The sequence below is a fragment of the Streptomyces sp. bgisy027 genome (genome assembly GCF_057710365.1).
Genome location: NZ_JBYIVZ010000006.1, coordinates 144,852 through 170,187 on the forward strand (window position 1 = coordinate 144,852; position 25,336 = coordinate 170,187).

Annotated in this window: 25 protein-coding genes; 12 read left to right on the forward strand and 13 right to left on the reverse strand. The window is 71.5% G+C overall.

Annotation, left to right across the window (positions count from 1 at the left end; genetic code table 11):
* The first annotated feature begins 284 nt into the window (after positions 1 to 284).
* The 7 genes from ccrA (at position 285) to pssA (ending at position 8,120) form a co-directional block, all read left to right on the forward strand.
* On the forward strand, positions 285 to 1,628 hold the full coding sequence (ccrA, locus tag AC3ETA_RS08600) for a crotonyl-CoA carboxylase/reductase (RefSeq protein ID WP_432192207.1): 1,344 nt from the start codon (positions 285 to 287) through the stop codon (positions 1,626 to 1,628).
* Between the two features lie 17 nt (positions 1,629 to 1,645).
* Positions 1,646 to 3,694, forward strand: coding sequence for a protein meaA (locus AC3ETA_RS08605; RefSeq protein ID WP_432192208.1), 2,049 nt, complete (start codon positions 1,646 to 1,648; stop codon positions 3,692 to 3,694).
* Positions 3,691 to 4,707 (forward strand): HpcH/HpaI aldolase/citrate lyase family protein, encoded by a 1,017-nt coding sequence (locus AC3ETA_RS08610; protein WP_432192209.1) that lies wholly within the window; start codon positions 3,691 to 3,693, stop codon positions 4,705 to 4,707. The genes AC3ETA_RS08605 and AC3ETA_RS08610 overlap by 4 nt, the downstream gene beginning before the upstream one ends.
* A gap of 5 nt (positions 4,708 to 4,712) precedes the next feature.
* Positions 4,713 to 5,240 carry a MaoC family dehydratase gene (locus AC3ETA_RS08615; RefSeq protein WP_301995590.1) on the forward strand — a complete coding sequence of 176 codons (528 nt, stop codon included), beginning with the start codon at positions 4,713 to 4,715 and terminating at the stop codon, positions 5,238 to 5,240.
* Between the two features lie 3 nt (positions 5,241 to 5,243).
* Positions 5,244 to 6,449, forward strand: a complete 1,206-nt coding sequence (locus AC3ETA_RS08620) for an acyl-CoA dehydrogenase family protein (RefSeq protein WP_107907975.1) — start codon at positions 5,244 to 5,246, stop codon at positions 6,447 to 6,449.
* A 170-nt stretch (positions 6,450 to 6,619) separates the two neighbouring features.
* A complete protein-coding gene (locus AC3ETA_RS08625; protein WP_030948297.1) occupies positions 6,620 to 7,279 on the forward strand; it encodes a phosphatidylserine decarboxylase in 660 nt (219 codons plus the stop codon).
* A gap of 22 nt (positions 7,280 to 7,301) precedes the next feature.
* Positions 7,302 to 8,120: a CDP-diacylglycerol--serine O-phosphatidyltransferase gene (gene pssA, locus AC3ETA_RS08630; RefSeq protein WP_030948294.1), complete on the forward strand. Its 819-nt coding sequence runs from the start codon at positions 7,302 to 7,304 to the stop codon at positions 8,118 to 8,120.
* A gap of 246 nt (positions 8,121 to 8,366) precedes the next feature.
* Here the strand turns inward: pssA and AC3ETA_RS08635 are convergent, their stop codons facing one another.
* Positions 8,367 to 9,485 carry a glycerate kinase gene (locus AC3ETA_RS08635; RefSeq protein WP_432192332.1) on the reverse strand — a complete coding sequence of 373 codons (1,119 nt, stop codon included), beginning with the start codon at positions 9,483 to 9,485 and terminating at the stop codon, positions 8,367 to 8,369.
* A gap of 192 nt (positions 9,486 to 9,677) precedes the next feature.
* Here AC3ETA_RS08635 and AC3ETA_RS08640 point away from each other — a divergent pair, with 192 nt between their 5' ends.
* The 3 genes from AC3ETA_RS08640 to AC3ETA_RS08650 all read left to right on the forward strand — a co-directional run bounded on the left by AC3ETA_RS08640 (position 9,678) and on the right by AC3ETA_RS08650 (position 12,280).
* Positions 9,678 to 10,754: an ADP-ribosylglycohydrolase family protein gene (locus AC3ETA_RS08640; RefSeq protein ID WP_432192210.1), complete on the forward strand. Its 1,077-nt coding sequence runs from the start codon at positions 9,678 to 9,680 to the stop codon at positions 10,752 to 10,754.
* Between the two features lie 156 nt (positions 10,755 to 10,910).
* Complete coding sequence (locus tag AC3ETA_RS08645) at positions 10,911 to 11,417, forward strand: NUDIX domain-containing protein (RefSeq protein ID WP_432192211.1); 507 nt, start codon at positions 10,911 to 10,913, stop codon at positions 11,415 to 11,417.
* 116 nt (positions 11,418 to 11,533) lie between these two features.
* Positions 11,534 to 12,280, forward strand: coding sequence for an SIR2 family NAD-dependent protein deacylase (locus AC3ETA_RS08650; protein ID WP_432192212.1), 747 nt, complete (start codon positions 11,534 to 11,536; stop codon positions 12,278 to 12,280).
* 11 nt (positions 12,281 to 12,291) lie between these two features.
* On the opposite strand, the gene AC3ETA_RS08655 is transcribed toward AC3ETA_RS08650, so the two are convergent.
* The 4 genes from AC3ETA_RS08655 to AC3ETA_RS08670 form a co-directional block, all read right to left on the reverse strand.
* Entirely contained in the window at positions 12,292 to 13,530 is a 1,239-nt protein-coding gene (locus AC3ETA_RS08655) for a cytochrome P450 (protein ID WP_432192213.1), read from the reverse strand.
* A 23-nt stretch (positions 13,531 to 13,553) separates the two neighbouring features.
* The gene (locus AC3ETA_RS08660; RefSeq protein ID WP_432192214.1) at positions 13,554 to 14,945 is read right to left on the reverse strand and encodes an NAD(P)/FAD-dependent oxidoreductase; all 1,392 of its coding nucleotides are present in this window, start codon (positions 14,943 to 14,945) and stop codon (positions 13,554 to 13,556) included.
* A complete protein-coding gene (locus AC3ETA_RS08665; RefSeq protein WP_432192215.1) occupies positions 14,935 to 15,162 on the reverse strand; it encodes a ferredoxin in 228 nt (75 codons plus the stop codon). The genes AC3ETA_RS08660 and AC3ETA_RS08665 overlap by 11 nt, the downstream gene beginning before the upstream one ends.
* 105 nt (positions 15,163 to 15,267) lie before the next feature.
* Positions 15,268 to 15,909 carry a hypothetical protein gene (locus tag AC3ETA_RS08670; RefSeq protein ID WP_432192216.1) on the reverse strand — a complete coding sequence of 214 codons (642 nt, stop codon included), beginning with the start codon at positions 15,907 to 15,909 and terminating at the stop codon, positions 15,268 to 15,270.
* A 151-nt stretch (positions 15,910 to 16,060) separates the two neighbouring features.
* Here AC3ETA_RS08670 and AC3ETA_RS08675 point away from each other — a divergent pair, with 151 nt between their 5' ends.
* Positions 16,061 to 16,432 carry a VOC family protein gene (locus AC3ETA_RS08675; RefSeq protein WP_432192333.1) on the forward strand — a complete coding sequence of 124 codons (372 nt, stop codon included), beginning with the start codon at positions 16,061 to 16,063 and terminating at the stop codon, positions 16,430 to 16,432.
* Between the two features lie 10 nt (positions 16,433 to 16,442).
* On the opposite strand, the gene AC3ETA_RS08680 is transcribed toward AC3ETA_RS08675, so the two are convergent.
* Together AC3ETA_RS08680 and AC3ETA_RS08685 are read right to left on the reverse strand one after the other, a co-directional pair.
* Positions 16,443 to 16,925, reverse strand: coding sequence for a methylated-DNA--[protein]-cysteine S-methyltransferase (locus AC3ETA_RS08680; RefSeq protein WP_432192217.1), 483 nt, complete (start codon positions 16,923 to 16,925; stop codon positions 16,443 to 16,445).
* A 10-nt stretch (positions 16,926 to 16,935) separates the two neighbouring features.
* The gene (locus tag AC3ETA_RS08685) at positions 16,936 to 18,417 is read right to left on the reverse strand and encodes an AlkA N-terminal domain-containing protein (protein WP_432192218.1); all 1,482 of its coding nucleotides are present in this window, start codon (positions 18,415 to 18,417) and stop codon (positions 16,936 to 16,938) included.
* Between the two features lie 154 nt (positions 18,418 to 18,571).
* Between AC3ETA_RS08685 and AC3ETA_RS08690 the strand changes: the two genes are divergently transcribed.
* A complete protein-coding gene (locus tag AC3ETA_RS08690; RefSeq protein WP_432192219.1) occupies positions 18,572 to 18,934 on the forward strand; it encodes an ArsR/SmtB family transcription factor in 363 nt (120 codons plus the stop codon).
* 24 nt (positions 18,935 to 18,958) lie between these two features.
* Here AC3ETA_RS08690 and AC3ETA_RS08695 read toward each other — a convergent pair whose 3' ends face one another.
* From AC3ETA_RS08695 to eboE, 6 genes are read right to left on the reverse strand one after another with little or no spacing between them, the layout of a single operon-like run.
* Positions 18,959 to 19,450, reverse strand: a complete 492-nt coding sequence (locus tag AC3ETA_RS08695; protein ID WP_432192220.1) for a hypothetical protein — start codon at positions 19,448 to 19,450, stop codon at positions 18,959 to 18,961.
* Between the two features lie 44 nt (positions 19,451 to 19,494).
* Positions 19,495 to 21,024, reverse strand: a complete 1,530-nt coding sequence (locus tag AC3ETA_RS08700; RefSeq protein ID WP_432192221.1) for an FAD-dependent monooxygenase — start codon at positions 21,022 to 21,024, stop codon at positions 19,495 to 19,497.
* Positions 21,025 to 21,060: 36 nt separating this feature from the next.
* The gene (locus AC3ETA_RS08705) at positions 21,061 to 21,567 is read right to left on the reverse strand and encodes an O-acetyl-ADP-ribose deacetylase (RefSeq protein WP_432192222.1); all 507 of its coding nucleotides are present in this window, start codon (positions 21,565 to 21,567) and stop codon (positions 21,061 to 21,063) included.
* 38 nt (positions 21,568 to 21,605) lie between these two features.
* Positions 21,606 to 22,793, reverse strand: coding sequence for a cytochrome P450 (locus AC3ETA_RS08710; RefSeq protein ID WP_432192223.1), 1,188 nt, complete (start codon positions 22,791 to 22,793; stop codon positions 21,606 to 21,608).
* Positions 22,793 to 24,178: an alkaline phosphatase family protein gene (locus AC3ETA_RS08715; RefSeq protein WP_432192224.1), complete on the reverse strand. Its 1,386-nt coding sequence runs from the start codon at positions 24,176 to 24,178 to the stop codon at positions 22,793 to 22,795. The genes AC3ETA_RS08710 and AC3ETA_RS08715 overlap by 1 nt, the downstream gene beginning before the upstream one ends.
* The gene (gene eboE / locus AC3ETA_RS08720) at positions 24,175 to 25,332 is read right to left on the reverse strand and encodes a metabolite traffic protein EboE (RefSeq protein ID WP_432192225.1); all 1,158 of its coding nucleotides are present in this window, start codon (positions 25,330 to 25,332) and stop codon (positions 24,175 to 24,177) included. Before eboE ends, AC3ETA_RS08715 begins: the two co-directional genes overlap by 4 nt.
* Positions 25,333 to 25,336: the final 4 nt, after the last annotated feature.

Genomic DNA, 25,336 nt, shown 5'->3' on the forward strand with positions numbered 1-25,336 from the left:
CAAGTTCTGGCACTCGGTGCCTTGCCAGGTGACACGCCGTGCCATACGTTGAAAGTGTCCGGGCGGCCGGCGTGCAGAGACCTTTCGTACGTCGGCTGTCCCCGCAAGTCCCTCCCGGGACCTGCGCGCCCGGGCGCCTGCGTCACAGGCAACCTCCCGCGCCACAAAGCGCTGCCGAACAGCAAGATCCGCCGAACCGACGGCAACCACCAGAAATCCCTCAGCAGCACCGACGTAACCCTCAGCACCCCTCCCTCAGGGTGCGCATCGCCGGAGGCAACACCGTGACCACTCAGGCCATTCTGGACGCGATCCAGTCGCCGGACTCGACGCCGGCCGACTTCGCCGCCCTCCCGCTCCCCGAGTCGTACCGCGCGATCACCGTGCACAAGGACGAGACGGAGATGTTCGCGGGCCTTCAGACCCGTGACAAGGACCCGCGCAAGTCGATCCACCTCGACGAGGTCCCCCTGCCCGAGCTCGGCCCGGGCGAGGCCCTGGTGGCCGTCATGGCCTCCTCGGTCAACTACAACTCGGTGTGGACCTCGATCTTCGAGCCGCTGTCCACCTTCGGCTTCCTCGAGCGCTACGGCCGCACCAGCGACCTGGCCAAGCGCCACGACCTGCCGTACCACATCATCGGCTCCGACCTCGCGGGCGTCGTCCTGCGCACCGGCCCGGGCGTCAACTCCTGGAAGCCCGGTGACGAGGTCGTCGCGCACTGCCTGTCCGTCGAGCTGGAGTCCTCGGACGGCCACAACGACACGATGCTCGACCCCGAGCAGCGCATCTGGGGCTTCGAGACCAACTTCGGCGGCCTCGCCGAGGTCGCGCTCGTCAAGTCCAACCAGCTGATGCCGAAGCCCGGCCACCTCAGCTGGGAGGAGGCCGCCGCTCCCGGTCTGGTCAACTCCACCGCCTACCGCCAGCTGGTCTCCCGCAACGGCGCCGGGATGAAGCAGGGCGACAACGTCCTGATCTGGGGCGCGAGCGGCGGACTCGGCTCGTACGCCACGCAGTTCGCGCTGGCCGGCGGCGCCAACCCGATCTGCGTCGTCTCCAGCGACCAGAAGGCGGACATCTGCCGCGCGATGGGCGCCGAGGCGATCATCGACCGCAACGCCGAGGGCTACAAGTTCTGGAAGGACGAGCAGACCCAGGACCCCAAGGAGTGGAAGCGCTTCGGCAAGCGCATCCGCGAACTCACCGGCGGCGAGGACATCGACATCGTCTTCGAGCACCCCGGCCGCGAGACCTTCGGCGCGAGCGTCTTCGTCACCCGCAAGGGCGGCACCATCACCACCTGCGCCTCGACCTCGGGCTACATGCACGAGTACGACAACCGCTACCTGTGGATGTCCCTGAAGCGGATCATCGGTTCGCACTTCGCCAACTACCGCGAGGCCTGGGAGGCCAACCGGCTCATCGCGAAGGGCAGGATCCACCCCACCCTGTCGAAGGTCTACTCCATGGAGGAGACCGGCCAGGCCGCGTTCGACGTGCACCGCAACCTCCACCAGGGCAAGGTCGGCGTGCTGTGCCTCGCCCCCGAGGAAGGTCTCGGCGTGCGCGACGAGGAGATGCGCGCCCAGCACATCGACGCCATCAACCGCTTCCGCAACGTCTGAGACACCCGAGGTCATAGATGACTGAGCGTCAGCCCGCCGAAGGCAAGCGGGAGAAGGACCGGCCGTGGCTCATGCGGACCTATGCCGGTCACTCCACGGCCGAGGCGTCCAACGAGCTGTACCGGCGCAACCTCGCCAAGGGCCAGACAGGTCTGTCGGTCGCGTTCGACCTGCCGACCCAGACCGGCTACGACTCCGACCACATCCTCGCCCGCGGCGAGGTCGGCCGGGTCGGCGTGCCGGTGGCCCATCTCGGTGACATGCGCCGACTGTTCCAGGACATACCCCTGGAGCAGATGAACACCTCGATGACGATCAACGCCACCGCCATGTGGCTGCTGGCGCTCTATCAGGTCGTCGCCGAGGAGCAGGGCGCGGACATCACCAAGCTCCAGGGCACGACCCAGAACGACATCGTCAAGGAGTACCTGTCGCGGGGGACCCATGTCTTCCCGCCGGGGCCCTCACTCCGGCTGACGACGGACATGATCGCGTACACGGTCTCCCACATCCCGAAGTGGAACCCGATCAACATCTGCAGCTACCACCTGCAGGAGGCGGGCGCCACGCCGGTCCAGGAGATCGCGTACGCGATGTCCACCGCGATAGCGGTTCTCGATGCCGTGCGCGACTCAGGGCAGGTCCCCGCCGAGAAGTTCGGGGACGTCGTGGCCCGTATCTCCTTCTTCGTGAACGCGGGCGTCCGCTTCATCGAGGAGATGTGCAAGATGCGGGCGTTCGGGCGGATCTGGGATCAGGTCACGCGCGAGCGCTACGGCATCGAGAACCCCAAGCAGCGCCGCTTCCGGTACGGCGTCCAGGTCAACTCCCTCGGTCTGACCGAGGCACAGCCGGAGAACAACGTCCAGCGGATCGTCCTGGAGATGCTGGCCGTGACGCTGTCGAAGGACGCACGCGCGCGTGCCGTGCAGCTGCCCGCCTGGAACGAGGCGCTGGGTCTGCCCCGGCCCTGGGACCAGCAGTGGTCGCTGCGCATCCAGCAGGTCCTGGCGCACGAGAGCGACCTGCTGGAGTACGCGGACATCTTCGAGGGCTCGCACGTCATCGAGGCGAAGGTCGCGAAGCTCGTCGAGGAGTCGCTCGCCGAGATCGAGCGGATCCAGGAGATGGGCGGCGCGATGGCCGCCGTCGAGTCCGGCTACCTCAAGTCGCAGCTCGTCTCCTCGCACGCCGAACGCCGCGCTCGTATCGAGTCCGGCCAGGAGAAGATCATCGGCGTCAACATCTTCGAGACGACCGAGCCCAACCCGCTGACCGCCGACCTGGACACCGCGATCCAGACGGTCGACCCGGCGGTCGAGGCCAGGGTCATCGCGGGCCTGGAGCACTGGCGCGACACCCGCTACCAGCCGCCCTTCAACCACCCGCGCCCGTGCAAGGCGCTGGACAGGCTGAAGGAGGCCGCCAAGGGCACCGACAACCTCATGGAGGCCACCCTGGAGTGCGCCCGCGCCGGTGTCACCACCGGCGAGTGGGCCGGGGCCCTGCGCGAGGTGTTCGGCGAGTTCCGGGCGCCCACGGGTGTCTCGTCGGCTCCGGTGGCCGTCCCGGCCGAGGAGGGCAGCGCGCTGTCCCTGGTCCGCCGCAAGGTCCAGCTGACCGCGCAGGACCTCGGTGTCGGCAAGCTGCGCTTCCTGGTCGGCAAGCCGGGCCTGGACGGGCACTCCAACGGTGCCGAGCAGATCGCCGTGCGGGCGCGTGACGCCGGCTTCGAGGTGGTCTACCAGGGCATCCGGCTGACGCCGGAACAGATCGTGGACGCGGCCCTCGCCGAGGACGTGCACGCGGTCGGCCTGTCGATCCTGTCGGGTTCGCACGCCCAGCTGGTCCCGGACGTGCTGGAGCGGCTCCGTGTGGCCGGTGCCACAGATATACCCGTGATCGCCGGTGGCATCATCCCGAATGGTGACGCCGACCAGCTCCGGGCCGCCGGAGTGGCCGCCGTCTTCACCCCGAAGGACTTCGACATCACCGGAATCATCGGCCGCATCGCCGACGAGATCCGGAAAGCGAACAAGCTCGACCCCCTGGAGGTCCCCGCATGACGACCGCCCACCCGTCTCCCGCCACCACCCTTGCAACGAGCGGCTCCGCCACGCACCCTTTCGACCGCCTTCGCCCGCGGCGCTCCTGCCTGGCCGTACCGGGCTCGAACCCCCGCTTCCTCGAGAAGGCCCAGGGTCTGCCGGCTGACCAGGTCTTCCTCGACCTCGAGGACGCGTGCGCCCCGCTCGCCAAGCCCGAGGCCCGGCACACCATCGTCAAGTTCCTCAACGAGGGCGACTGGACCGGCAAGACGAGGGTCGTGCGCGTCAACGACTGGACGACCGAGTGGACGTACCGCGACGTCGTCACGGTCGTCGAGGGCGCCGGCCAGAACCTCGACTGCATCATGCTGCCGAAGGTGCAGACCGCCGAGCAGATCGTCGCCCTGGACCTGCTGCTGACGCAGATCGAGAAGACGATGGGCTTCGAGGTCGGCAAGATCGGCATCGAGGCGCAGATCGAGAACGCCCAGGGCCTGAACAACGTCAACGAGATCGCGACGGCGTCCCAGCGCGTCGAGACCATCATCTTCGGCCCGGCCGACTTCATGGCGTCCATCAACATGAAGTCGCTGGTCGTGGGCGAGCAGCCGCCCGGCTACCCGGCGGACGCCTACCACTACATCCTGATGAAGATCCTGATGGCCGCCCGTGCCAACAACCTCCAGGCGATCGACGGCCCCTACCTCCAGATCCGCAACATCGACGGCTACCGCGAGGTCGCCCGGCGCGCCGCCGCGCTCGGCTTCGACGGCAAGTGGGTGCTGCACCCGGGCCAGGTCGAGGCGTCCAACGAGATCTTCTCGCCGTCGCAGGAGGACTACGACCACGCCGAGCTGATCCTGGACGCGTACGACTACTACACGTCCGAGGCGGGCGGCAAGAAGGGCTCGGCGATGCTCGGCGACGAGATGATCGACGAGGCAAGCCGCAAGATGGCGCTGGTCATCTCCGGCAAGGGCCGGGCCGCCGGCATGCAGCGCACGTCGAAGTTCGAGATCCCGGAGGCCTGAGCGCGATGCAGTTCGGACGCACCTACGAGGAGTTCGAGGTCGGGGCGACGTACAAGCACTGGCCGGGCAAGACGGTCACGGAGTACGACGACCACCTGTTCTGCCTCCTCACGATGAACCACCACCCCCTCCACATGGACACGAACTATGCGGAGAAGACGACGGACTTCGGCAAGAACGTCGTCGTCGGGAACTACATCTACTCGCTGCTGCTGGGCATGAGCGTGCCGGACATCTCCGGCAAGGCCATCGCCAACCTGGAGATCGAGTCGCTCAAGCACGTGGCGCCGACCTTCCACGGCGACACGATCTACGGCCAGACGACCGTGCTCGACAAGTGGCCGTCGAAGTCGAAGAACGACCGCGGCATCGTCTATGTCGAGACCAAGGGCTACAAGCAGGACGGCACGCTGGTCTGCGTGTTCCGCCGCAAGGTGATGGTGCCGACCGAGACGTACATCAAGGAGCGCGGCGGCGAGCAGCCCGGCCGTCCCGAACTGCTGGACATTTCAAAGCGAGAGCAGGAGAAGTAAGTCATGGCGCGACTCGCCCAGACCGCCGGTCTGACCGACATCCAGCAGGAGATCCTGTCCACCGTCCGCGACTTCGTGGACAAGGAGATCATCCCGGTCGCGACCGAGCTGGAGCACCGCGACGAGTACCCGCAGCAGATCGTGGACGGCCTCAAGGAACTGGGCCTGTTCGGCCTGATGATTCCCGAGGAGTACGGCGGTCTGGGCGAGTCCCTGCTGACGTACGCCCTGTGCGTCGAGGAGATCGCCCGCGGCTGGATGTCGGTGTCCGGCATCATCAACACCCACTTCATCGTGGCGTACATGCTCAAGCAGCACGGCACGCAGGAGCAGAAGGACCACTTCCTGCCGAGGATGGCGGCCGGCGACATCCGCGGTGCCTTCTCGATGTCGGAGCCGGGCCTGGGCTCGGATGTGTCGGCGATCACGTCGAAGGCGGTGAAGGACGGCGAGGAGTACGTCCTGAACGGCCAGAAGATGTGGCTGACGAACGGCGGCACGTCAAGCCTGGTGGCCGTTCTCGTGCGAAGTGACGAAGGACACCCCGAGGGCACGGCGCCCCACAAGTCGATGACGACCTTCCTGGTCGAGAAGGAGCCCGGCTTCGGAGAGGTCCGCCCCGGCCTCACCATCCCCGGCAAGATCGACAAGATGGGCTACAAGGGCGTCGACACGACCGAGCTCATCATGGACGGCCTGCGCATTCCGGCCAATCGGGTGCTCGGCGGCGTCACCGGGCGCGGCTTCTACCAGATGATGGACGGCGTCGAGGTCGGCCGTGTCAACGTGGCGGCGCGTGGCTGCGGCGTCGCTCAGCGTGCGTTCGAGCTGGGTGTCCAGTACGCGCAGCAGCGACACACCTTCGGCAAGGCGATCGCCCAGCACCAGGCCATTCAGTTCAAGCTGGCCGAGATGGCTACCAAGGTCGAGGCCGCGCATGCCATGATGGTGAACGCGGCACGCAAAAAGGACTCCGGGGAACGAAACGACCTTGAGGCTGGGATGGCGAAGTACCTCGCCTCCGAGTACTGCAAGGAGGTCGTGGAGGACGCCTTCCGGATCCACGGCGGCTACGGCTTCTCCAAGGAGTACGAGATCGAGCGCCTCTACCGCGAGGCTCCGATGCTGCTGATCGGTGAAGGAACTGCCGAGATCCAAAAAATGATCATCGGTCGCCGGTTGCTCGAAGAGTATCGCTTCCAGGGCTGATTGTCCGGGTACGGGGTGTTTTCTTGGAGAAGAAGATCACACCCCGTCAACACTCTTCGGCCGCCGACTCGGCTTCCTGGCTTGCCCAGTTGTGGCCCACGACCGGTACCATCCCGGGAAAGCCGCCGTCCCCTGTTACCGCGCGGCATCATCCGCTACGAAGGTCATCCATGCCCCACAGCCAAACCTCTGCACCACGCGACAGCCAGGTCGGCGGCGTACGCCTCGCGCGCGGAGCATCGCCGTGGCTTCTCCCGACCGTCGCCACCGCAGCCGTCAGCCTGCTGCGCGCACGCCGTTCCGGCGTCGCGAAGGCCGTCGCCGTGCCCGCCACCGCTCTCGCGGCGGGCATGCTGTGGTTCTTCCGCGACCCCGAGCGCGAGATCGCCCAGGGCCGGGTCATCTCGCCCGCCGACGGTGTGGTGCAGAGCATCATGCCGTGGAAGGACGGCCGCACCCGCGTCGCGATCTTCATGAGCCCGCTGAACGTCCACGTCAACCGTGCGCCGCTCTCCGGCACGGTGACCTCCGTGGAGCACATCCCCGGCGGGTTCGTTCCGGCGTTCAACAAGGAGAGCGAGAACAACGAGCGCGTGGTCTGGCATTTCGACACCGAGCTCGGTGACATCGAGATGATCCAGATCGCCGGCGCGGTGGCCCGCCGTATCGTCCCGTACGTCCCGCAGGGGACGAAGGTCGAGCAGGGCGACCGGATCGGTCTGATCCGCTTCGGCTCGCGAGTCGACATCTACCTGCCCGAGGGCGTGGAGGTCGCGGTCGAGGTCGGGCAGAAGACCGTGGCTGGGGTGACTCGCATTGACCGTGATTGATCCTGAGACCCAGCCGGGCTGGGTGCCCGAGGCCGACGAGGTGGACGAAGAAGAGGAGATGCCCCTCTCTCTTCGCCTGTCGATAGCGGACACCCTCACTCTCGGCAACGCGACGTGCGGCTTCATGGCGGTGTACTTCACCACCACCGGCATCCTGATCCCGCACCTCACCGGGGACCAGGAGACCGGCATGGCCCGCCACAGCGCGGCCACGGCGGTCATCCTGATGCTGTGCGCGGCGGTCTTCGACCTGTTCGACGGCCTGGTCGCGCGCAAGCTGCGGTCGTCGCCCATGGGCGCGGAGCTGGACAACCTGAGCGACCTGATCAGCTTCGGTCTGGCGCCCGCGTACTTCGTCCTGGTCTACGGCATGGTCGCCGACGACGCGCACCAGCGGGTGGCGGCGGTCGGCGCGATCGTGGTTCTGCTGGCGGTGGTGCTGAGACTGGCGCGCTTCTCGTGCGTGACACCGCCCAACGGCATGTTCCAGGGCATGCCCTCGCCGTTCGGCGCGCTGACGGTGGTGTCGATCGTCCTGCTGGAGCTGCCCTTCGTGGCGACTTTGCTGGCGATTCTCGGTACGGCCTGGCTGATGGTGAGCCGCGTCGAGTACCCGAAGCCGCGCGGGCGCCTCGCGGTGGCGATGCTCGCCTGGATCGTGGTCAGCATGGGTCTGCTCGCCGCCTGGGCCTTCGACGCCCCGAGCGGTCAGCTGCTGCTGCAGACCGGGTGCGCGTTGCAGCTTGTGATGGGTGCGGTGATCCCGCTGTTCGCCACGGCTCGCCGGGTGAACAACTTCCGTGACAACCGGCGTGAGGCGCGGGCTGCGCAGCTGCCGTAGCGCTCCGCTGGGTGGGGCCCCGGACCGGGCTGGTTCGGGGCCCTTCGCTTTGTCGCCCCCGCCGCCCATCCCCGTCCCGTCCCCGAGGGCTGTGCCGCCCCCGGACCCCCGCTTCGGCCCTGAAGGGGCCTCGTCCTCAAACGCCGGACGGAACGCCGGACGGGCCGGATGATGCCGACCGGCGTGAGAATGCAGCCCCTCCGGCGTTTGAGGCAGGGGCGGCGGGGGGCGAGGAAAAGTCCGGGCTCAGGCCAGGAAGTCCTCGGCGATCCGCTCCGCCACCCGCTCCAGAATGGGCCCGGCATCCGCGATGCACTGCGCCACGTCCGGCTCGACCTCCGTCAGCGGGTACGCCCGACGGATACCCGCCCGCCCCAGCGCCTCCGGCGCCAGCGCCAGACGGCCGCAGACCGCGACGACCTCCTTGCCCTCCGCGCGGGCCGCCGCCGCGACACCCGCGGGGGCCTTCCCGTGCAGGGTCTGCTCGTCGAGGGAGCCCTCACCGGTGATCACGAGCGTCGCCCGCTCCAGCGCGGGCGCGAAACCGAGGACGTCGAGCATGACCTCGATGCCGGGGCGGAACCGGGCGCCGAGGAGAAGGGCGCCGTAACCGATGCCGCCTGCCGCCCCGGCGCCGGGTGCGGCCGCGTGCTCGGCCGCCCGGGGGCCGGTCGGCTCCTCCAGCACCTTCGCGAAGTGCGCGAGCGCGGCGTCCAGCGTCGCCACGTCGTCCGGCGAGGCGCCCTTCTGCGGGCCGTAGACCGCGGGCGCGCCCTTCGGCCCGGTCAGCGGATTGTCGACGTCGCTGGCGAGCACCAGGTCCACGGAGGCCAGCCTCGGGTCGAGGCCCGAGAGGTCGGCCGTGGCCAGGTCACCGAGGCCGCCGCCGCCCGGTGTCACCGGCTCGCCGTCCGCGTCCAGGAAGCGGGCGCCGAGCGCGGTCAGCATGCCCGCCCCGCCGTCCGTCGTGGCGCTGCCGCCCACGCCGAACACGATCGTGCGGGCACCGGCGTCCAGGGCGGCCCGCAGCAGCTCCCCGGAGCCGTAGGTGGACGCCGTGAGCGGTGCGAAGACGCCCGCGGGCAGCCGCTGCAGGCCGCTCGCCTCGGCCATCTCCACTACCGCCGTGTCGCCGCGCAGCGCGAACGCCGCGCTCACCTCGTCCCCGAGGGGCCCGGCGACCCGGACCTCCCGCCGCTCGAAACCGGCAGCGACCGCCGCGTCCACGGTGCCGTCGCCGCCGTCGGCCACGGGCATGGCCTCGACCCGGACGTCCGGCACGATCCGGCGCAGACCGGCGGTCACTCGCTCGGCGACCTGCACGGCCGTCAGCGACCCCTTGAACTTGTCCGCGGCGATGAGCACGCGCTGTGTCACCTGTTTTCCCCTTGCTCTCCGGGCCTCGCGCACGTCAAGGCCAGTCGCGCCGCTGCGACCTTAACCGGAGGAGGCCCATGCCGTCATGCCCTGCCCGGAGCCTGAGAACGCCCTGCGAACCCGCTGTGCGGACCGGCCGGACCCCGAGCGGACACGCCCGGAATTGGGTAAACCGGTCCTATGACCCCTGTGGGCACTGAGCCAGAGCTCGCCGACCGCGTCCTCGGGGGCTGGCTGGGCCGGATCGCGGGCAACATGCTCGGCAAACCGGTCGAGCAGGGCGACCTGTGGACGCGGGACCGTATCGATCAGTATCTGCGGCAGGCCGCCGCCCTGCCGCTGACCGACTATCTCCCCGAGCCGCCCAGCGAGGCCGCCGGCTTCGAGCTGCGCCCGGAGTGGCGCCAGTGCGTACGCGGCCGTATCCACGGCAGCTGCCGGGACGACGACGTCGACTACGCGATCCTCGGCCTCGACCTGCTGGAGACCCACGGCTTCGGCTTCAGCACCGAGCAGGTCGGGGACCTGTGGCTGCTGCGGCTGCCGTACCTGCAGACCTTCACGGCGGAACGGGCCGCGTACCGCAATCTCGCGAACGGGCTGAAGCCGCCGCTGACCGCGACGTACGACAACCCCTACCAGGAGTGGATCGGCGCTCTCATCCGCGCCGACATCTACGGCTGGACCTGCCCCGGCGCACCGCGGCGCGCGGCCTCGCTGGCCCGCCGGGACGCGGTGCTGTCGCACACCGGCAACGGCGTGTACGGGGCGATGTTTGCGGCGGCGCTGATCTCGGCCGCGTTCACCGCGCCCACCGTCCGGCACGCCGTGGACGAGGCGCTCGCGGTCATCCCGGCGAGCAGCCGCCTCGCGCGCACCGTGCGCCGGGTCGTCTCGCTCCACGACACCCGGATGGCCTGGGAGGACACACTCACCACGGTCGCCGAGGAGACCGCCGGGCTCGGCTGGATCCACACCGTCCCGAACGCGGCCGTGCTCACCGCCGGGCTGCTGTACGGCGACGGCGACTTCACCCGCAGCATCACCCTCACCGTCCGTGGCGGCCTGGACACCGACTCCAACGGGGCGACCGCCGGTTCGGTGGCCGGCGTACTGACCGGGGCGCAGGCCATCCCGGGGCAGTGGACCGAGCCGCTGGAGGACACGGTACGCAGTGCGGTGTTCGGGTTCGACGGGGCACGGATCAGCGAGCTGGCGGAGCGTACGGTGCGGCTGGCGGAGGCGGAGGAGCAATAGGGCGGCGGGACGGGAAGGGCCCGGGTTCTCTTCAGGCGGGGGCGCCGGGTCCTCTCAAGGCAAGGGCGCCGGGTCCTCTCCACGACCCGCGGTCCGCTCCGCGGGGTGCGGCTCTGGGCCGAGGGTGTGGTCGCGCGGGCTGGTTACGCTTCCCCCATGACCACCACGCAAGACTTCGCCACGTACATCGCGGGTCTCCCCCGCGTTCTGGCCGGTGCCGCCGCCCTGTTCCGGGACGCGCAGGGCCGGGTGCTGCTCGTGGAGCCCAACTACCGTGAGGGCTGGGCGCTCCCGGGCGGCACGGTCGAGTCCGACGACGGCGAGACACCCCGGCAGGGCGCGCGCCGGGAGACGGCCGAGGAGATCGGTCTGGACCGGCAGTTGGGCGCGCTGCTCGCGGTGGACTGGGTGCACGGGACGGGGCGGCCGCCGCTGGTGGCCTATCTGTACGACGGCGGGGTCCTCGGCGAGGACGACCTCAAGGCGATCCGGTTGCAGGAGGAGGAGCTGCTGTCCTGGCGACTGATCGCGCGCGAGGAGCTCACGGCGCATCTGCCGGGCGCACTGGGCCGACGCGTCCTGGCCGCCCTGGACGTCCTGGCGGACGGCGGCGGGCCGGTGGAGCTGGAGAACGGGCACCGGGTGAACTCCGGCGCCGTGTGAGACGGGCCGGGCGGAGCCGGACGGCGGCGAGGAGTGCCGGGGAAGCCGTGGAAGAGCGTTCGCGGCCGCTCGGAAATCCGTTCGCCGCCGTCATCGCCCCGTCCTACCCTCGGGGCATGACCAAGCCGCCCCTCGTCGCCCTCCTCAGCGGCGCCGGTATCAGCACGGACTCCGGGATCCCCGACTACCGCGGGCCGAACGGACTGTGGCGCCGGGACCCGGAGGCCGAGAAACTCGTGACGTACGAGTACTACATGGGCGATCCGGAGATCCGGCGCCGTTCATGGCAGATGCGGCGCAAGAACCGCACGCTCAAGGCGGAGCCGAACGCCGCGCACCGGGCGGTGGCCGAGCTGGAGCGGTCCGGGGTGCCGGTGCGGGTGATCACGCAGAACGTCGACGGGCTGCACCAGCTCGCCGGAATGCCCGCCCGCAAGGTCCTCGAACTGCACGGCAGCGCACGGAGCGTGGTGTGCACGAAGTGCCATGCGCGCGGGTCGATGCAGGACACCCTGGCCCGGGTCGAGGCCGGCGAGGCGGATCCGCCCTGCCTGGAGTGCGGCGGGATCCTGAAGTCGGCGACGGTCATGTTCGGCGAGCGGCTGGACCCCTCCGTCCTCGGCCAGGCCGTCGCGATCACCAAGGCCTGCCAGCTGTTCATCGCCGTCGGCAGCAGCCTGCAGGTGCAGCCTGCGGCGGGCCTCGCGGGCGTCGCCGCCGACCACGGCGCCCGGCTCGTCATCGTCAACGCCGAGCAGACACCGTACGACGACCGCGCCGACGAGGTGATCCGCGAGCCGATCGGCACCGTGCTGCCGGAGCTGCTGCGAGGGCTCGGCGTGAAGAGCGGCCGGGTGGACTGACCGGCGGCAGGCTAGGGACGGATGCCGTCGCAGGCGATGTGCAGGTGGCGCGGGCCGCGCAGCACGGCGTTCCGCCGGTAGGGCGGCGGGTCCTGGAGCAGCCGGGGGTTCTCCAGCCTTCGGGCCAGCTCCGACAGGGCGAGCTGGGTCTCCAGGCGGGCGAGCGGTGCGCCGAAGCAGCTGTGGATGCCGCTGCCCAGGCCGAGGTGCTGGATGTCCGGGCGGTCCGGGTCGAAGCGGTCGGGGTCGGTGAAGCGCTTCGGGTCGCGGTTGCCGGACGCCAGGACCAGCCACAGGGTGGCGCCCTTGGGGATGGTCACGCCGCGGACCTCGATGTCGGCCAGGGTGGTGCGCTGCGGCACCAGTTGCACCGGCGGTTCGAAGCGCAGCAGTTCCTCGACGAGGGGCACTACCAGCCGCGGTCGGTTGCGCAGCCGCTCAAGGACGTCGGGGTGGCGCAGCAGGGTGAGCATGCCGTTGGTGATGAGGTTGACCGTGGTCTCGTGCCCGGCGATCAGCAGCAGGGCCGCGGTGCTGAGCAGCTCCATCGTGGTCATCGGGCCGTCCTCGCCCTCGGCCGTGGCCAGTTGGGAGAGCATGTCGTCGCCGGGGTTCCTGCGGCGCTCCTCGATCAGGCCGGCCAGATACATGCCCAGCTGCATCCGGGCGTCGTGCGCGCCCTTGCCCCGCTCGGCGGGTTCGGCGTCCGGGTCGGGGTCCAGGCTCGCGGCGAGGGTGTCCGCCCAGACGTGGAAGCGCGCCTCGTCCTCGCGCGGCACCCCGAGCAGCCGGCAGATCACGGTCACCGGGAACGGGTAGGAGAACTGTTCCACCAGGTCGATCCGGCCCGGGTCGGCGATGCCGTCGATGAGGCCGGTGACGATGTCGTGGAGCTCGGGGCGCATGCCGTCGACGCGGCGGGGCGAGTGCGGCGGGCCGAAGGGGCGGTTCGTCATGCGGCGCAGCCGGTCGTGCTCCGGCGGATCGAGCTTCAGGAAGCCCGGTGGCAGGGCGCCCTCGCCCTGGGGCGCCTCGGGCAGCGGGTCGTCGGCGTGCGAGGCCAGGTTGCGGGCGTCGGAGCTGATCCGGGGGTCGTGCAGCAGGCTGCGGATCTCGTAGTAGGTGCTGATCACGTACGGCCCGTCGCCGCCCTCGTGGTGGACCGGCGTCCTGCGCAGCTCTTCGTACAGCGGGTACGGGTCGGCCCGGTTGGCGTAGTCCAGGATCTGGTGCAGCAGGCTCTGTGTCATGGCGGGTCCTCGGGGCCGTGCTGTCAGTGCGCGGGGGCGAATGTCGTCCGGCGGTCGGCCGGCGAGTAGCCGCTGAGGGTCACGGTGGGGCCGTGGGTGGGGACCGAGGGGTCGGGGAAGTCGGCGTCGACGGGGCGCTGTCCGCCGGGGCGCCGGTCGACCGTGGCGAACGGCGGCGGGAACGGCGCGGTGGTCTCGATCAGCTCCTGGTAGAAGGGCAGCCAGCGACCGTGGTCGAACGAGACGGCGCCGATGACGCGACCCTGGTAGCCGTAGACGCCGACGAACCGGCGGCTTTCGAGGGAGCCCTGCGTGACGAGGAATTCCGCCCCCATCGACGGCACTCCGACCGACTTGACGTTGACGCCGAACTGCGCGGACCAGAAGGACGGCACCTCCATGTGGGGCACGCGTTCGGTGCTGTCGCTGAGCATGTTGTGCGCCGCGATCCGGGCCTGGGCGACGGCGTTGCCCCAGTGCTCCAGGGACAGGAACTGGTAGCCGAACAGGGGGTGCGGGCAGCGGGCGACGTCACCGGCCGCGTAGATGTCGTCGGTGACGATCCCGCGGATGTCGAAAGCGCGGCAGCCGGCGTCGCAGGCGATGCCGCGGGGTCCTGCGCCGAGTCCGGACCCGGCGAGCCACTCGGTGTTGCGGGTGGCGCCGAGCGAGACGACCACCACGTCGGTCTCCACGGTGGCGCCGTCGGACAGTCGCGCGGCACGCACCCGACCCGAGGCGTCACCCTCCAGGGCGGTCACCATGACCCCGCACCGCAGGTCCACGCCCTTGTCGCGCTGCATGCCGGCGGCGACCGCCCCGACCACGCCGCCGAGGGCGCCGACCAGGGGCGCCGCGCCGCGTTCGGCGACGGTGACGGCAAGGCCCCGTTCACGGCAGGCGGAGGCGATCTCCGAGCCGGTGAACCCGGCCCCGATGACGAGGACCCGCTCGGGTCCCGCGTCGAGCCGGCGCGCGAGTGCCGCGCTGTCGTCGCTCGTCCGCAGCACGAAGACGCCGTCGAGTTCGGCCTCGGCCTCCTGCGGCCACGGGCGCGCCCGCACGCCCGTGGCGATCAGCAGCCGGTCGTAGGGCACCTCGTCGCCGTCGGCCAGTCGCACCAGACCGGCGGCCATGTCCAGGCCGCTCGCCGCGACGCCGAGCCGCCAGGTCGCCTCCACGGCCCGGAGCCTGGGCAGGGCGGTGCGCCCGGCCGCGGCCCTGCCGAGCAGCACCTGCTTGGACAGCGGGGGCCGGTCGTACGGTTCGTGGGGTTCGTCGCCGATCACGGTCAGCGACCCGGCGAAGCCCTCGTCCCGCAGGGCTTCGGCGGCGCGCAGGCCGGCCAGGGACGCGCCCACCACGACGATGCGGCCCTGGCGCCTGAGCCGTTCCAGGGAGCCGTCACCGCGCACCGGTCACCGCCTCGGCCGGTACGTCCACGGCGTCGACGAGGATCGCCTGGACGGGGCAGGCCGCGACGGCCCGGGCCAGTTGCTCGCGCTGTTCCTCGCCGGCCTCCGGGGCGTACAGCAGGGCCTCCTCGCCGTGCATGGCGAAGACGTCCGGGGCGAGGAACGCGCACTGCGCGTACCCCTGGCACCGATTCAGATCGACGGCAATCCTGACCACGGGATCGGTCCTCTCCAAGGGCCCGTTCAACCCTCCTGCGACCACTCTCGGCGCCCGGACGGGATGCGGCGACGAAGAGCGGACCGATCGGGTGAGCGGGGCGGATCAGCTCGGGGCGGCCGGCCGTGGCCCCGTGCGGCGCCGGCGCTCCCACAGGATGTTGAGGCTGAGCAGCAGCGCCCAGCCCGGGAAGACGAGTTCGGACCAGGGCACGTCGGAGCCCACCACGAGCAGCGTCAGGCCGCCGAGGTAGCCGAGGGCGACGAGCGGGCGCGGCAGGACGCCGAGCCGGCGGCCGATGGTGGAGGTGGTGATGACGAACACCGCCGCCATCCGCATGGCGTACGTGGTGAGCAGGGCGTAGGCGTAGTCGCGGCCGAAGGGCGAGGCCTGCTGTGTGTCGGCGAGGACGGTTCCGGCCGCCGCGGCGGCGCCGAACAGGGTGGCCACGAAGAGCAGGCCGCTGCCCAGGAACACGGTGGAGACGAACCGGTCCTCGGCCCGGCCGGCCTGCTCGCGCAGGGCGCCCATGAACCACAGGAACGCGATCCCGGCGAACGGGAGCAGTTCGAGGGCCGTCCGCACGGCGTTGCGCTGTCCGGCGTCGATGCTCACCTCGCTGCCTTCGGCGCCCTGGGGCAAGGCGACGCGCACCAGGACGATCGCCACGGCCATCAGGACCGCGAAGACCACCCCGGCCAGGCCGGCCGCCCAGGGTGTCGCGAGGTGCCGGCGCTCTGGCTCCATGGTCTCCCGCTCTCTGCCTGCTCCCCCTCCGTACAGACACCAGCGGTCGCGGCACTCCCGCCACCGGGGTCACCCGGGAGGCGGGGCGAGGTGCGCCATACAGGTCACGGCGACCCGGTGCGCGGGCCGCCGGCGGTGGACCAGAATCGCGATCACGACTTCCGACATCCGCCGTACGACGATCGACTGCGCCGACGCCTACGGGCTCGCCGGCTTCTGGTCGCAGGTGCTCGGTCTGCCCGTGCACGAGGACGACAAGCCCGGAGACGAGGACGTCCTGATCGAGGGCGCGGGCCTGCTGTTCGTGACCGTCCCCGAGCCCAAGACCGTCAAGAACCGCGTGCACCTGGACCTGCAGCCCAAGGACCGCACCCGGGACGAGGAGGTCGAGCGGGTCCTGGCCCTCGGTGCCACGCTGGTCGACGACCGCCGCAACCCGGACGGCACGGGCTGGGCGGTCCTCGCCGACCCGGAGGGCAACGAGTTCTGCGTGGAGCGCGGTGCGGCGGAGCGGGCCGGCTGAGGCGCCGCGCTCAGAACAGCGCCGCCGCGCTCTCGAAGTCCAGCAGGCGCTGTTTTCGGGCCAGGCCGCCGCCGTAGCCGGTGAGACTGCCGTTCGCGCCGACGACGCGGTGGCAGGGGACGATGATGCCGATCGGGTTCTTGCCGTTGGCCAGGCCGACCGCACGGGAGGCGCCGGAGTTGCCGAGGGCGTCGGCGAGTTGGCCGTAGGAGCGGGTCTCGCCGTACGGGATCCTCTTCAGCTGTTCCCAGACGCTGCGCTGGAACGGCGTGCCGGGCATGCGCAGTTCGAGGGTGAACTCCTTCAACTCGCCTGCGAAATAGGCCTTCAGCTGGTCCTCGGCCTCCGCGAAGGGTGTCTCGTCGCGAGGGCCGAAGGTCTCCTCGGCCGGGCGGTGACGCTGGTCGGTCATGTAGAGGCCGCACAGGACTCCGTCGTCGGCGACGAGGGTGAGCGGGCCGTAGGGGCTGTCGATGACGGTGTGCTGTTTCACTGCTTTTTCCTTATACGGGGAGGAAGTTGATCGGGTGGCTGTCCGTCGCCCACAGGTACTGGACGGCGTACGCCCGCCAGGGCCGCCAGGCCGCCGCGCGGGCCGTGAGGGCCGCGGGGGTGGACGGCAGGCCGAGCTCCTGGGCGGCTCGGCGGATGCCGAGGTCGGTGGGGAGGAAGGCGTCGGGGTCGCCGAGGGCGCACATCGCGATGACGTCGACCGTCCAGGGGCCGAAGCCTGGGAGGTCCAGCAGGCGGGCCCGGGTCGCCGGCCAGTCGCTGTCGGGGCCCAGGCGCACGTCGCCGTCGGTGAGTTGACGTACCAGGGTGGTGAACGTCGTGCGGCGGGTGCGGGGCATCGCCAGGGTCTCCGGGTCCACCGAGGCGAGCGCCTCGGGTGCCGGGAAGAGGTGGGTGAGGCCGCCCTCGGGGTCGTCGACCGGCTCGCCGTGGGCGGTGACCAGACGCGCCGCGTGGGTGCGGGCGGCCGCGGTGGAGACCTGCTGGCCGAGCACGGCCCGGACGGCGAACTCGGCCTCGTCGGCCGTGCGCGGCACCCGGCGGCCGGGCGCCTTGTCGACCAGGGGCGCGAGCAGCGGGTCGGTGCGCAGTCGGTCGTCGATCGCGACCGGATCGGCGTCCAGGTCGAGCATCCGGCGGCACCGGCTGATCGCCACGGTCAGATCGCGCAGGTCGCCGAGGGTGAGCCGGCAGGCGATGTGGTCGGGCTGCGGGGTCAGGGCCACGATGCCGTGACCGTACGGCAGCCGCAGCGTGCGCCGGTAGGCGCCGTCCCGCCACTCCTCGACGCCGGGTACGGCGGTCGCCGCGAGGTGCCCGAAGAGGTTGTCGGGGTTGAGGGGGGCGCGGAACGGCAGGCGCAGGGTCAGGGCGCCGGTGGTGCTGCCGGGGTTGCCGCGGGGCGCGCGGGCCCGCAGGTCACTGGGTGCGAGGGCGAAGACCTCGCGGACGGTGTCGTTGAAGGTGCGGATGGAGGCGAACCCGGCGGCGAAGGCGACGTCCGCCATGGGCAGCGGCGTCGTCTCGATGAGGAGGCGGGCCGCCTGGGCGCGCTGGGCGCGGGCCAGGGCGAGCGGGCCGGCGCCCAGCTCGGCGAGGAGCTGGCGTTCGACCTGCCGGGTGCTGTAGCCGAGCCGGGCGGCGAGGCCGGGTACGCCCTCTCGGTCCACGACGCCGTCGGCGATGAGCCGCATCGCGCGGGCCACGAGGTCGGCGCGCTGGTTCCACTCCGGGGAGCCGGGGCTGGTGTCGGGGCGGCAGCGCTTGCAGGCCCGGAATCCGGCTTGCTGGCAGGCGGCAGCGCTCGGGAGGAACCGCATGTTCTCGGGCTTGGGCGGGACCGCCGGGCAGCTGGGCCGGCAGTAGATCCCGGTCGTGACGACCGCGGTGAAGAACCATCCGTCGAAGCGGGCGTCCCTGGACTGAACGGCGCGCACACAGCGCTCCGTGTCGATGTGCATCCCCTTCTGCATACGTCCAGCATCGACCACGGCAGCACCCTGGGCTGGCGAGAATCCGACATCGACGTGGCCTGCGCTGGGAGCCGCCGTGTCACCTCCGCGGGGCCGCATCTCAAACCATGAATGATCATTCATGCGTTCAGGTGCGGCGGGTAAGATACCCCGCATGGGTCATGGAGCCGTCACCGCCGCGCAGGACGTCCCCGAGCGCGTGCGTCTGGACGCGGCCAACGTGGCCAAGGTGGCCACCACCCTCCAGGCTCTTTCCACCCCCTCCCGGCTGCTGATCCTGGCGCGCCTGCGCGAGGGGCCGCTGCCGGCCACGGAGTTGGCGGCCGAGGTGGGCATGGAGCAGTCCGCGTGCTCGCACCAGTTGCGGCTGCTGCGCAATCTGGGCCTGGTGGTGGGCGAGCGGCGCGGCCGGTCGGTGGTGTACGCGCTGCACGACCACCATGTCGCCGAACTGCTCGACCAGGCCGTGTACCACGTGGAGCACCTGCGGCTGGGCATCAGCGACGCGACCGGGTGAGCCGGGGCGCGCGAGCCCCGCGCGTCAGGAGGCGTTCGGCCCCGGCGCCGGGCCCACGCCCCGCAACTCCTGGATCTTTCCGCCCAGTTGAGGGCGGAGCTGTTCCAGCAGCTTCGGTTTGGCGCTGACCACCCAGCGGGTTCCGACGAGGTACTTGCCGCCGTAGACCGCGGCCGAGTCCAGCCAGGTGAGCTTGTACTTCTCCTCGGGGAACGTCGTGATGAGGTAGTCGCCGCGCTTCGTGTGGCAGACCCCCTCGCGCAGTTCGTCCGCGTCGGTCCGGATCTTGACCTCGCAGCCGGTCAGGTCGGCGATCACCTCGACCTTCGCCGGTGCCACGACGCCGGCCACGGTGGCGGCGACGTTCGACGGACCGCTCTTCGCGGAGGCCCCCTCGTCCTCACCGCCGCCGCACCCGGTGGCCGTGAGCAGGAGGACCAGGATCCCGGCCGCCGTGAGACGGCCGGTGCTTCCGCTGCCGCCCTTGCCTTCTCTGCTTCCACGCTGTGACTGCACGAGAGGTGGTACGGATCAAGCCCCGCGACCGTTCATCGCGCCGGTCACGCGGGCCCGGCCGGCAGCCAGCGGCCGACGTAGGCGCGCAGCCCGTCCGGCTCGGTGCCGCGCGCGACGTAGCCGAGGTGGCCGTCGGGCCGTACGAGCGCCTGGGCGACGCCCGGCCAGGGGCTCCGGTCGCCGAGGCGGTGCACGGTGACGAGGCCGGCCCGGCCGGCCAGGACCGGGGCGAGCCGCTCGTCCGGCCAGAGGTGGGGCGGGCCCGACAGGAGCAGATGCCAGCCGGGGGCGGCGACCTGGGCCTGGAGCCCGCGGGGCAGGTCGGGCAGCCGGTCCCCGGCGCGTGGCCCGCGGCGGGGCGGGCGCGGGCCCGTGGTCGAGGCGGGGCTGCGGCGGTAATGGATGCCGAGTTCGGAGACGGTACGGAAGACCCGGCGGCGGGGTGCCGTCGCGTGCCCGGCCAGCGGGGCGAGGCGGGGCACGAGCCGGGCGCGGGCGAAGCGCAGGACGGGGTGGGGGCTGGTGCCGATGACGAAGGCACGGTCGGTGAACCGGCGGACGTCACGGCCGACCGGGGCCCGCTCGGCGTCGTAGGTGTCCAGCAGTTCCTCCCGTGCGGCGCCCCGGCACACCAGGGCGAGCTTCCAGCCCAGGTTGAGGGCGTCCTGGATGCCGGTGTTCATGCCCTGGGCGCCGGCCGGGCTGTGGATGTGGGCGGCGTCGCCGGCCAGGAAGAACGGGCCGGAGCGGTACCGGGCGGCGCCGCGGTTGTGGAGGCGGAAGTCGGTCATCCAGACCGGGTCCCGCAGGACCAGCCCCCGCGCGCCGTACCGTTCCGCGATCCCTTGCAGCAGCGGCAGGGTCACCTTGGTGTCGGGGGCGTCGGACGGGCGCATCGCGAGCATGCGCCAGGGGGCGGGCGAGCCGAGCGGGAAGAAGAACAGCATCCCGCGCCCGGTCATGTACGAGTGCACGGCCCCCGGTTCCAGCCCGTCCACCTCCAGGTCGGCGAGCAGGTAGGTCTGCGGATAGGAGTACCCCTCGAACCCGATGCCGGCCTGTGCGCGCACGGTGCTGTGGGCACCGTCGCAGCCGACGACGTAGCGGGCCGTCACGGTCTCCTCGGCCCCGTCCCGGCCGCGCAGCCGTACGACGACGTGCGGCCCCTGCCGCTCCAGTGCGACGACCTCGGTGCCCCGCTCGATCGTCACCTCCCGCGCGGCCAGATGCGCTCCGAGCACACTCTCCGTCTCGGCCTGCGCGAGGAACAGCAGGAAGGGGTACGGCGTGTCGGTGGCCCCGATGTCGAAGAGCGGCACGGACACCGTGCGCCGGCCCAGATGCAGCCGCAGCCCCATCGCGGGGTTGCCCCGCGCCACGAGTTCCTCACTGACCCCGAACCCGGCGAGCGCCTCCAGGGTGCGGGGCTGGATGCCGAGCGCCCGGGACTCCCGTACCCGGTCGAGGGACCGGTCGACGACACGGAACCGGGTTCCGTAGGAACGCAGTTGAGCGGCGAGCGCGAGCCCGGTGGGCCCGGCACCCACAACCAGCACGTCCAGCGGTGGCGTCATGGTCCAACGGTAGACGGGACGCCGCCCCCGGGGGCGTCAGCCCTGCTGGGCGAACGCCTCGTAGGCCCGGTCGTCGAAGAGGACGAACCGTACCTCCTCCACGGAGGTCGGTGTGTCCCGCACGGTCTCCGTCGCGATCCGCGCCGCGTCCTCCATCGGCCACCGGTACACGCCGGTGGAGATCGCCGGGAACGCGACCGTGCGGGCGCCCAGTTCGTCCGCCACGCGCAGGGACTCCCGGTAGCAGGAGGCGAGCAGCGCCGAGCGGTCCTCGGAGGCCGACCAGACCGGGCCGACCGTGTGGATCACCCAGCCGGCGTCCAGGTTCCCCGCGGTCGTGGCGACCGCCTGCCCCGTGGGCAGGCCCTTGCCGTACCGCGAGGCGCGCAGATCCCGGCAGGCGTCGAGGATCGCGGGGCCACCGCGGCGGTGGATGGCGCCGTCGACTCCTCCCCCGCCGAGGAGGGAGGAGTTCGCGGCGTTGACGATCGCGTCGGCCGTCTCGCGTGTGATGTCGCCCTGCACGAGCCTGATGGTGGTCATGACTGCCTCTATAGCAGGGCGGTACCGCCACCGCAGGATCACCGCCAGGCGACCGGCAGCGAGCGCACCCCGTGGACCGTGCTGGTGGACAGGTCGAGCGAGTCGGGCGGGGCCGTCAGGTGCAGCATCGGGAGCCTGCGGAACAGGGTGGCCAGGCCCAGGCGGAGTTCGGTGCGGGCCAGGGACTGGCCGAGGCACTGGTGCAGCCCGTGCCCGAAGGCCAGGTGGCCGGACGCGTCGCGGTGCACGTCGAGGTCGTCGGGGCCGGTGTACCGCGCCGGGTCGCGGTTGGCGGACTGCAACGCCACCACCACGCCGTCCCCCGCCCGGATGCGGACCCCGGACAGCTCCACGTCCCGCGTGGCGATCCGTCGGATCCCGGAGTGGATGACGGTCAGATGGCGCAGGAGTTCCTCCACCGCCCCGGGCCACAGGGACTCGTCGGCGCGCAGCGCGTCCAGTTGGGCCGGGTTGTGCAGCAGGGCGATCACGGCGAGCGGGAACATGTTCGCCGTGGTCTCGTGCCCGGCCAGCAGAAGCAGACAGACCATGCCGGTGGCCTCGTCGAGCGTGGCCTCGCCGGTCGCCACGCGCTCCGTGGCCAGCCGGGAGATCAGGTCGTCGGCGGGGTCCTGCGCCCGCCGTTCGATCAGGGCGCGCAGATAGCCGTAGAGCGCCGTGCGGGCGTTCATCGCCTCGGCCGGATCGCCGGCGACGCTGGTGAGGGCGTTGGACTTCGCGCGGAAGAAGCCGTGGTCCTCGTAGGGCACGCCGAGCAGTTCGCAGATGGCGAGGGTGGGCAGCGGCAGCGCGTACGACGCCACCAGGTCCGCCTCGGTCGTACCGGCCGGCGTCATCGCGTCCAGCAGGTCGTCGCAGATCCGCTGGACGGCGCCCTCCATCTGCTCGATGCGCCGGAAGGTGAAGTCGGGGATCAGCATGCGGCGCAGCCGGGTGTGGTCCGGCGGGTCCATCTGGTGGAAGAGGCCGGGGGCCTGGGGCGGGGCTCCGGGACGGGTGTGGGGGAAGTCGGGGTGGTCGGCGTCCGCGCTGAAGCGGGGGTCCGCGAGGACCGTGCGGGCGTCCTCGTGACGGGTGATCAGCCAGGGGCTGTTGTCGCCCCAGATCGTCACCCGGCGGATCGGCTCCTCGGACCGCCACTTGGCGTACTCGGGGGCCGGGTCGAGCAGGGGTCGGATCGTGGGCAGGGGCGGGTGGCTCGTCATTACTCGGTTCCTTCGGTGTGCAGGTCCGCGAGGGCGAGGAGCAGGGACTTGACCTCCGTGGCCGCATACGCCTCACGCGCCCGGTCCGGCCGCGAGCACAGCAGTACGGGGCCGTCGGCGGGGTCGGCGGGCAGCCGGCCGTGGCTGCCGCGGACGCCGGACGGGTCCAGCGGCACCGTCCTCAGGCGGTAGCGGAAGCCGAGCTTCTTGCGGGCGACCTGGCCGACGGCGCGCAGCTTCACCGCGGGGACCGTCTCGTCGTAGAGCAGCTCGGCGGGGTCGTAGCCGGGCTTGCGGTGGATCTCGACCTGGCGGGCGAAGTCGGGGGCGCGGTCGTCGTCGAGCCAGTAGTAGTACGTGAACCAGGCGTCGGGGTCGGCGAGGGCGACGAGTTCGCCGGAGCGCTCGTGGTCCAGGCCGTGCGCGGCCTTGCCCTCGGCGTCCAGCACCCGCTCCACGCCGTCCAGTTCGGCGACGAGCTTCGCGACCGCATCGGTGTCCGCCGGGTCACGGACGTACACGTGGGCGATCTGGTGGTCGGCGACCGCGAAGGCGCGGGAGGTCCACGGGTCGAGGTACTCCATGCCGTCCTGCGTGTACACCTCCAGCAGGCCGGCCCGGCGCAGGGCGCGGTTGATGTCGACGGGGCGGGAGGCGGGCGTGATGCCGTACTCGCTGAGCGCCACGACGGTCGCACCCTCGCGCAGGAAGTGGTCGAGCAAGGGGCGCAGGGCCTCGTCGAGCCGGCGGGCCGCCTCGATCGTCGCGTCCGAGTCCGGGCCGGAGCGCTGGGGCTCGTAGTCCATCTGCGGGATGTAGACGAGGGTGAGGTCGGGGCGCTTCTCGTCGAAGACCTGGCGGGCGGCGGCGAGGATCCACTGGGTGGACGGCATGCCGGCGCCCGGTCCCCAGTAGGTGAACAGGGGGAACGGGCCGAGCCGGTCGGTGAGTTCGTCGTGCAGGGCGGGCGGCCAGGTGTAGCAGTCGGGTTCCTTGCGGCCGTCGGAGTAGTAGACGGGGCGCGGGGTGACCGTCCAGTCGACGTCGGCGCCCATCGCGTACCACCAGCAGATGTTGGCGACCTTGTAGCCGGGGTTCGACTTCCGGGCCGTCTCCCAGATCTTCTCGCCGCCGACGAGGGCGTTGTGCTGGCGCCACAGCATGACTTCGCCGAGGTCGCGGAAGTACCAGCCGTTGGCCACCGCGCCGTGGGTGGCGGGGGGTTCGCCGGTGAGGAGGGTGGACTGGACGGTGCAGGTGACGGCGGGGAGCACGGTGTCGAGCCGGGCCTGGAAGCCGCGTTCGCCGAGGGCGGCGACGGACGGCATGTGCTTCAGCAGCTTCGGGGTCAGGCCGACGATGTCGAGTACGACCACACGGTTCATGAGGGGTCCTCCTTGAGGCCGAGGCCGGTGAGCCGGTCGCGGGCCCAGGCGAGTTCGGCGGCGATGCCGCCGGGCAGGTCGGTGGGCGGTTCGGGCAGGACGGACCAGGTGTAGGTCTCGACCTCGATGTGTGCGCAGTCGGCCGAGGGGCCGCCCAGCAGTCCGGCGAGGACCTGGTCGAGCTGGGCGGAGGTCGTGCGCAGCGGGGGCTCGGGCCGGGTGTGCAGCGGGGCGTGGAAGTGCACGCGCCAGGGCCCGCCGGTGTCGGGGAGGCCGCCGTCGAGGGCGTCCGGCAGGTCGTCCACGCCGAGGACGTCACCGTCGGCAGGCGTACGGGTCTGGTGCAGGAACCGGGGTTCGGCGAGCCGGTGCAGGGCCGCACGGGCGGCGGGGTCGGCAGGGCGGGCGGCCTCCACGGCACAGGACGCCTGGAGCTTGACGACGGGCAGGCCGGCCTCGGCGAGCCGGTGCAGCGCGGCCGCCGGGTCCTCGAACTGGACGGCGAGATGGCAGGCGTCGAGGCAGACGCCGAGCCGGTCGGGGTCCAGTCCGCCCAGTTCGCGTACCGCCTGGGCGGTGGTCTCGACGACACATCCGGGTTCCGGTTCGAAGCCGACGCGGATACGGCGGCCCGTCCACGACTCCAGCGCGGCGAGCCCGGTGGTGAGCCGCTCCAGGGCGCGGCGTGCCTCCTCGGCGCGGGCGCGGGGCCACGGGGTGCGCCAGGCGAGGGGCAGGGTGGAGACGCTGCCCTGTTCGACGTCGTCCGGGAGGAGGGCGGCGAGGACGCGGGCACAGTCGAGCGTGTACTTCAGGCGGGCCTCGTCCGCCCAGTCGGGCAGGTACACGTCCTTCTTGACGACCTCGCGGTGGAAGCCGGCGTACGGGAAGGCGTTGAGGGTGACCGTCTCCAGTCCGCGCGCCCGCAGCTCGCTCTTGAGCCGCCCCAACGCAGCGGCGTCATCGGCGAGTTCGCTGACGACGCCGCGGGCCAGCCACAGCCCGATCCCGAGCCGTCCGGCCCCGAGGCGCTCGCGGACGGGCTCGGCGTGGTCGGCGAGCTGGGCGATCACCCCGTCCAGGTCCTCCGCCTGATGGACGTTGCTGCAGTAGCCGAGGTGGACGGTGCTGCCGTCCGGGTGCACAAGGCGCATCGGA

Excerpts from the sequence above, each read along its gene's own strand:
- AC3ETA_RS08655 (WP_432192213.1), bottom strand. The coding sequence starts at position 13,530 with ATGACACAGAGCCTGCTGCACCAGATCCTGGACTACGCCAACCGGGCC.
- AC3ETA_RS08690 (WP_432192219.1), top strand. The coding sequence starts at position 18,572 with ATGGGTCATGGAGCCGTCACCGCCGCGCAGGACGTCCCCGAGCGCGTG.
- AC3ETA_RS08625 (WP_030948297.1), top strand. The coding sequence starts at position 6,620 with ATGCCCCACAGCCAAACCTCTGCACCACGCGACAGCCAGGTCGGCGGC.
- AC3ETA_RS08610 (WP_432192209.1), top strand. The coding sequence starts at position 3,691 with ATGACGACCGCCCACCCGTCTCCCGCCACCACCCTTGCAACGAGCGGC.
- AC3ETA_RS08715 (WP_432192224.1), bottom strand. The coding sequence starts at position 24,178 with ATGAACCGTGTGGTCGTACTCGACATCGTCGGCCTGACCCCGAAGCTG.
- AC3ETA_RS08705 (WP_432192222.1), bottom strand. The coding sequence starts at position 21,567 with ATGACCACCATCAGGCTCGTGCAGGGCGACATCACACGCGAGACGGCC.
- AC3ETA_RS08615 (WP_301995590.1), top strand. The coding sequence starts at position 4,713 with ATGCAGTTCGGACGCACCTACGAGGAGTTCGAGGTCGGGGCGACGTAC.
- AC3ETA_RS08645 (WP_432192211.1), top strand. The coding sequence starts at position 10,911 with ATGACCACCACGCAAGACTTCGCCACGTACATCGCGGGTCTCCCCCGC.
- AC3ETA_RS08700 (WP_432192221.1), bottom strand. The coding sequence starts at position 21,024 with ATGACGCCACCGCTGGACGTGCTGGTTGTGGGTGCCGGGCCCACCGGG.
- AC3ETA_RS08710 (WP_432192223.1), bottom strand. The coding sequence starts at position 22,793 with ATGACGAGCCACCCGCCCCTGCCCACGATCCGACCCCTGCTCGACCCG.
- AC3ETA_RS08640 (WP_432192210.1), top strand. The coding sequence starts at position 9,678 with ATGACCCCTGTGGGCACTGAGCCAGAGCTCGCCGACCGCGTCCTCGGG.
- eboE (WP_432192225.1), bottom strand. The coding sequence starts at position 25,332 with ATGCGCCTTGTGCACCCGGACGGCAGCACCGTCCACCTCGGCTACTGC.
- AC3ETA_RS08620 (WP_107907975.1), top strand. The coding sequence starts at position 5,244 with ATGGCGCGACTCGCCCAGACCGCCGGTCTGACCGACATCCAGCAGGAG.
- AC3ETA_RS08650 (WP_432192212.1), top strand. The coding sequence starts at position 11,534 with ATGACCAAGCCGCCCCTCGTCGCCCTCCTCAGCGGCGCCGGTATCAGC.
- AC3ETA_RS08670 (WP_432192216.1), bottom strand. The coding sequence starts at position 15,909 with ATGGAGCCAGAGCGCCGGCACCTCGCGACACCCTGGGCGGCCGGCCTG.
- AC3ETA_RS08605 (WP_432192208.1), top strand. The coding sequence starts at position 1,646 with ATGACTGAGCGTCAGCCCGCCGAAGGCAAGCGGGAGAAGGACCGGCCG.
- AC3ETA_RS08685 (WP_432192218.1), bottom strand. The coding sequence starts at position 18,417 with ATGCAGAAGGGGATGCACATCGACACGGAGCGCTGTGTGCGCGCCGTT.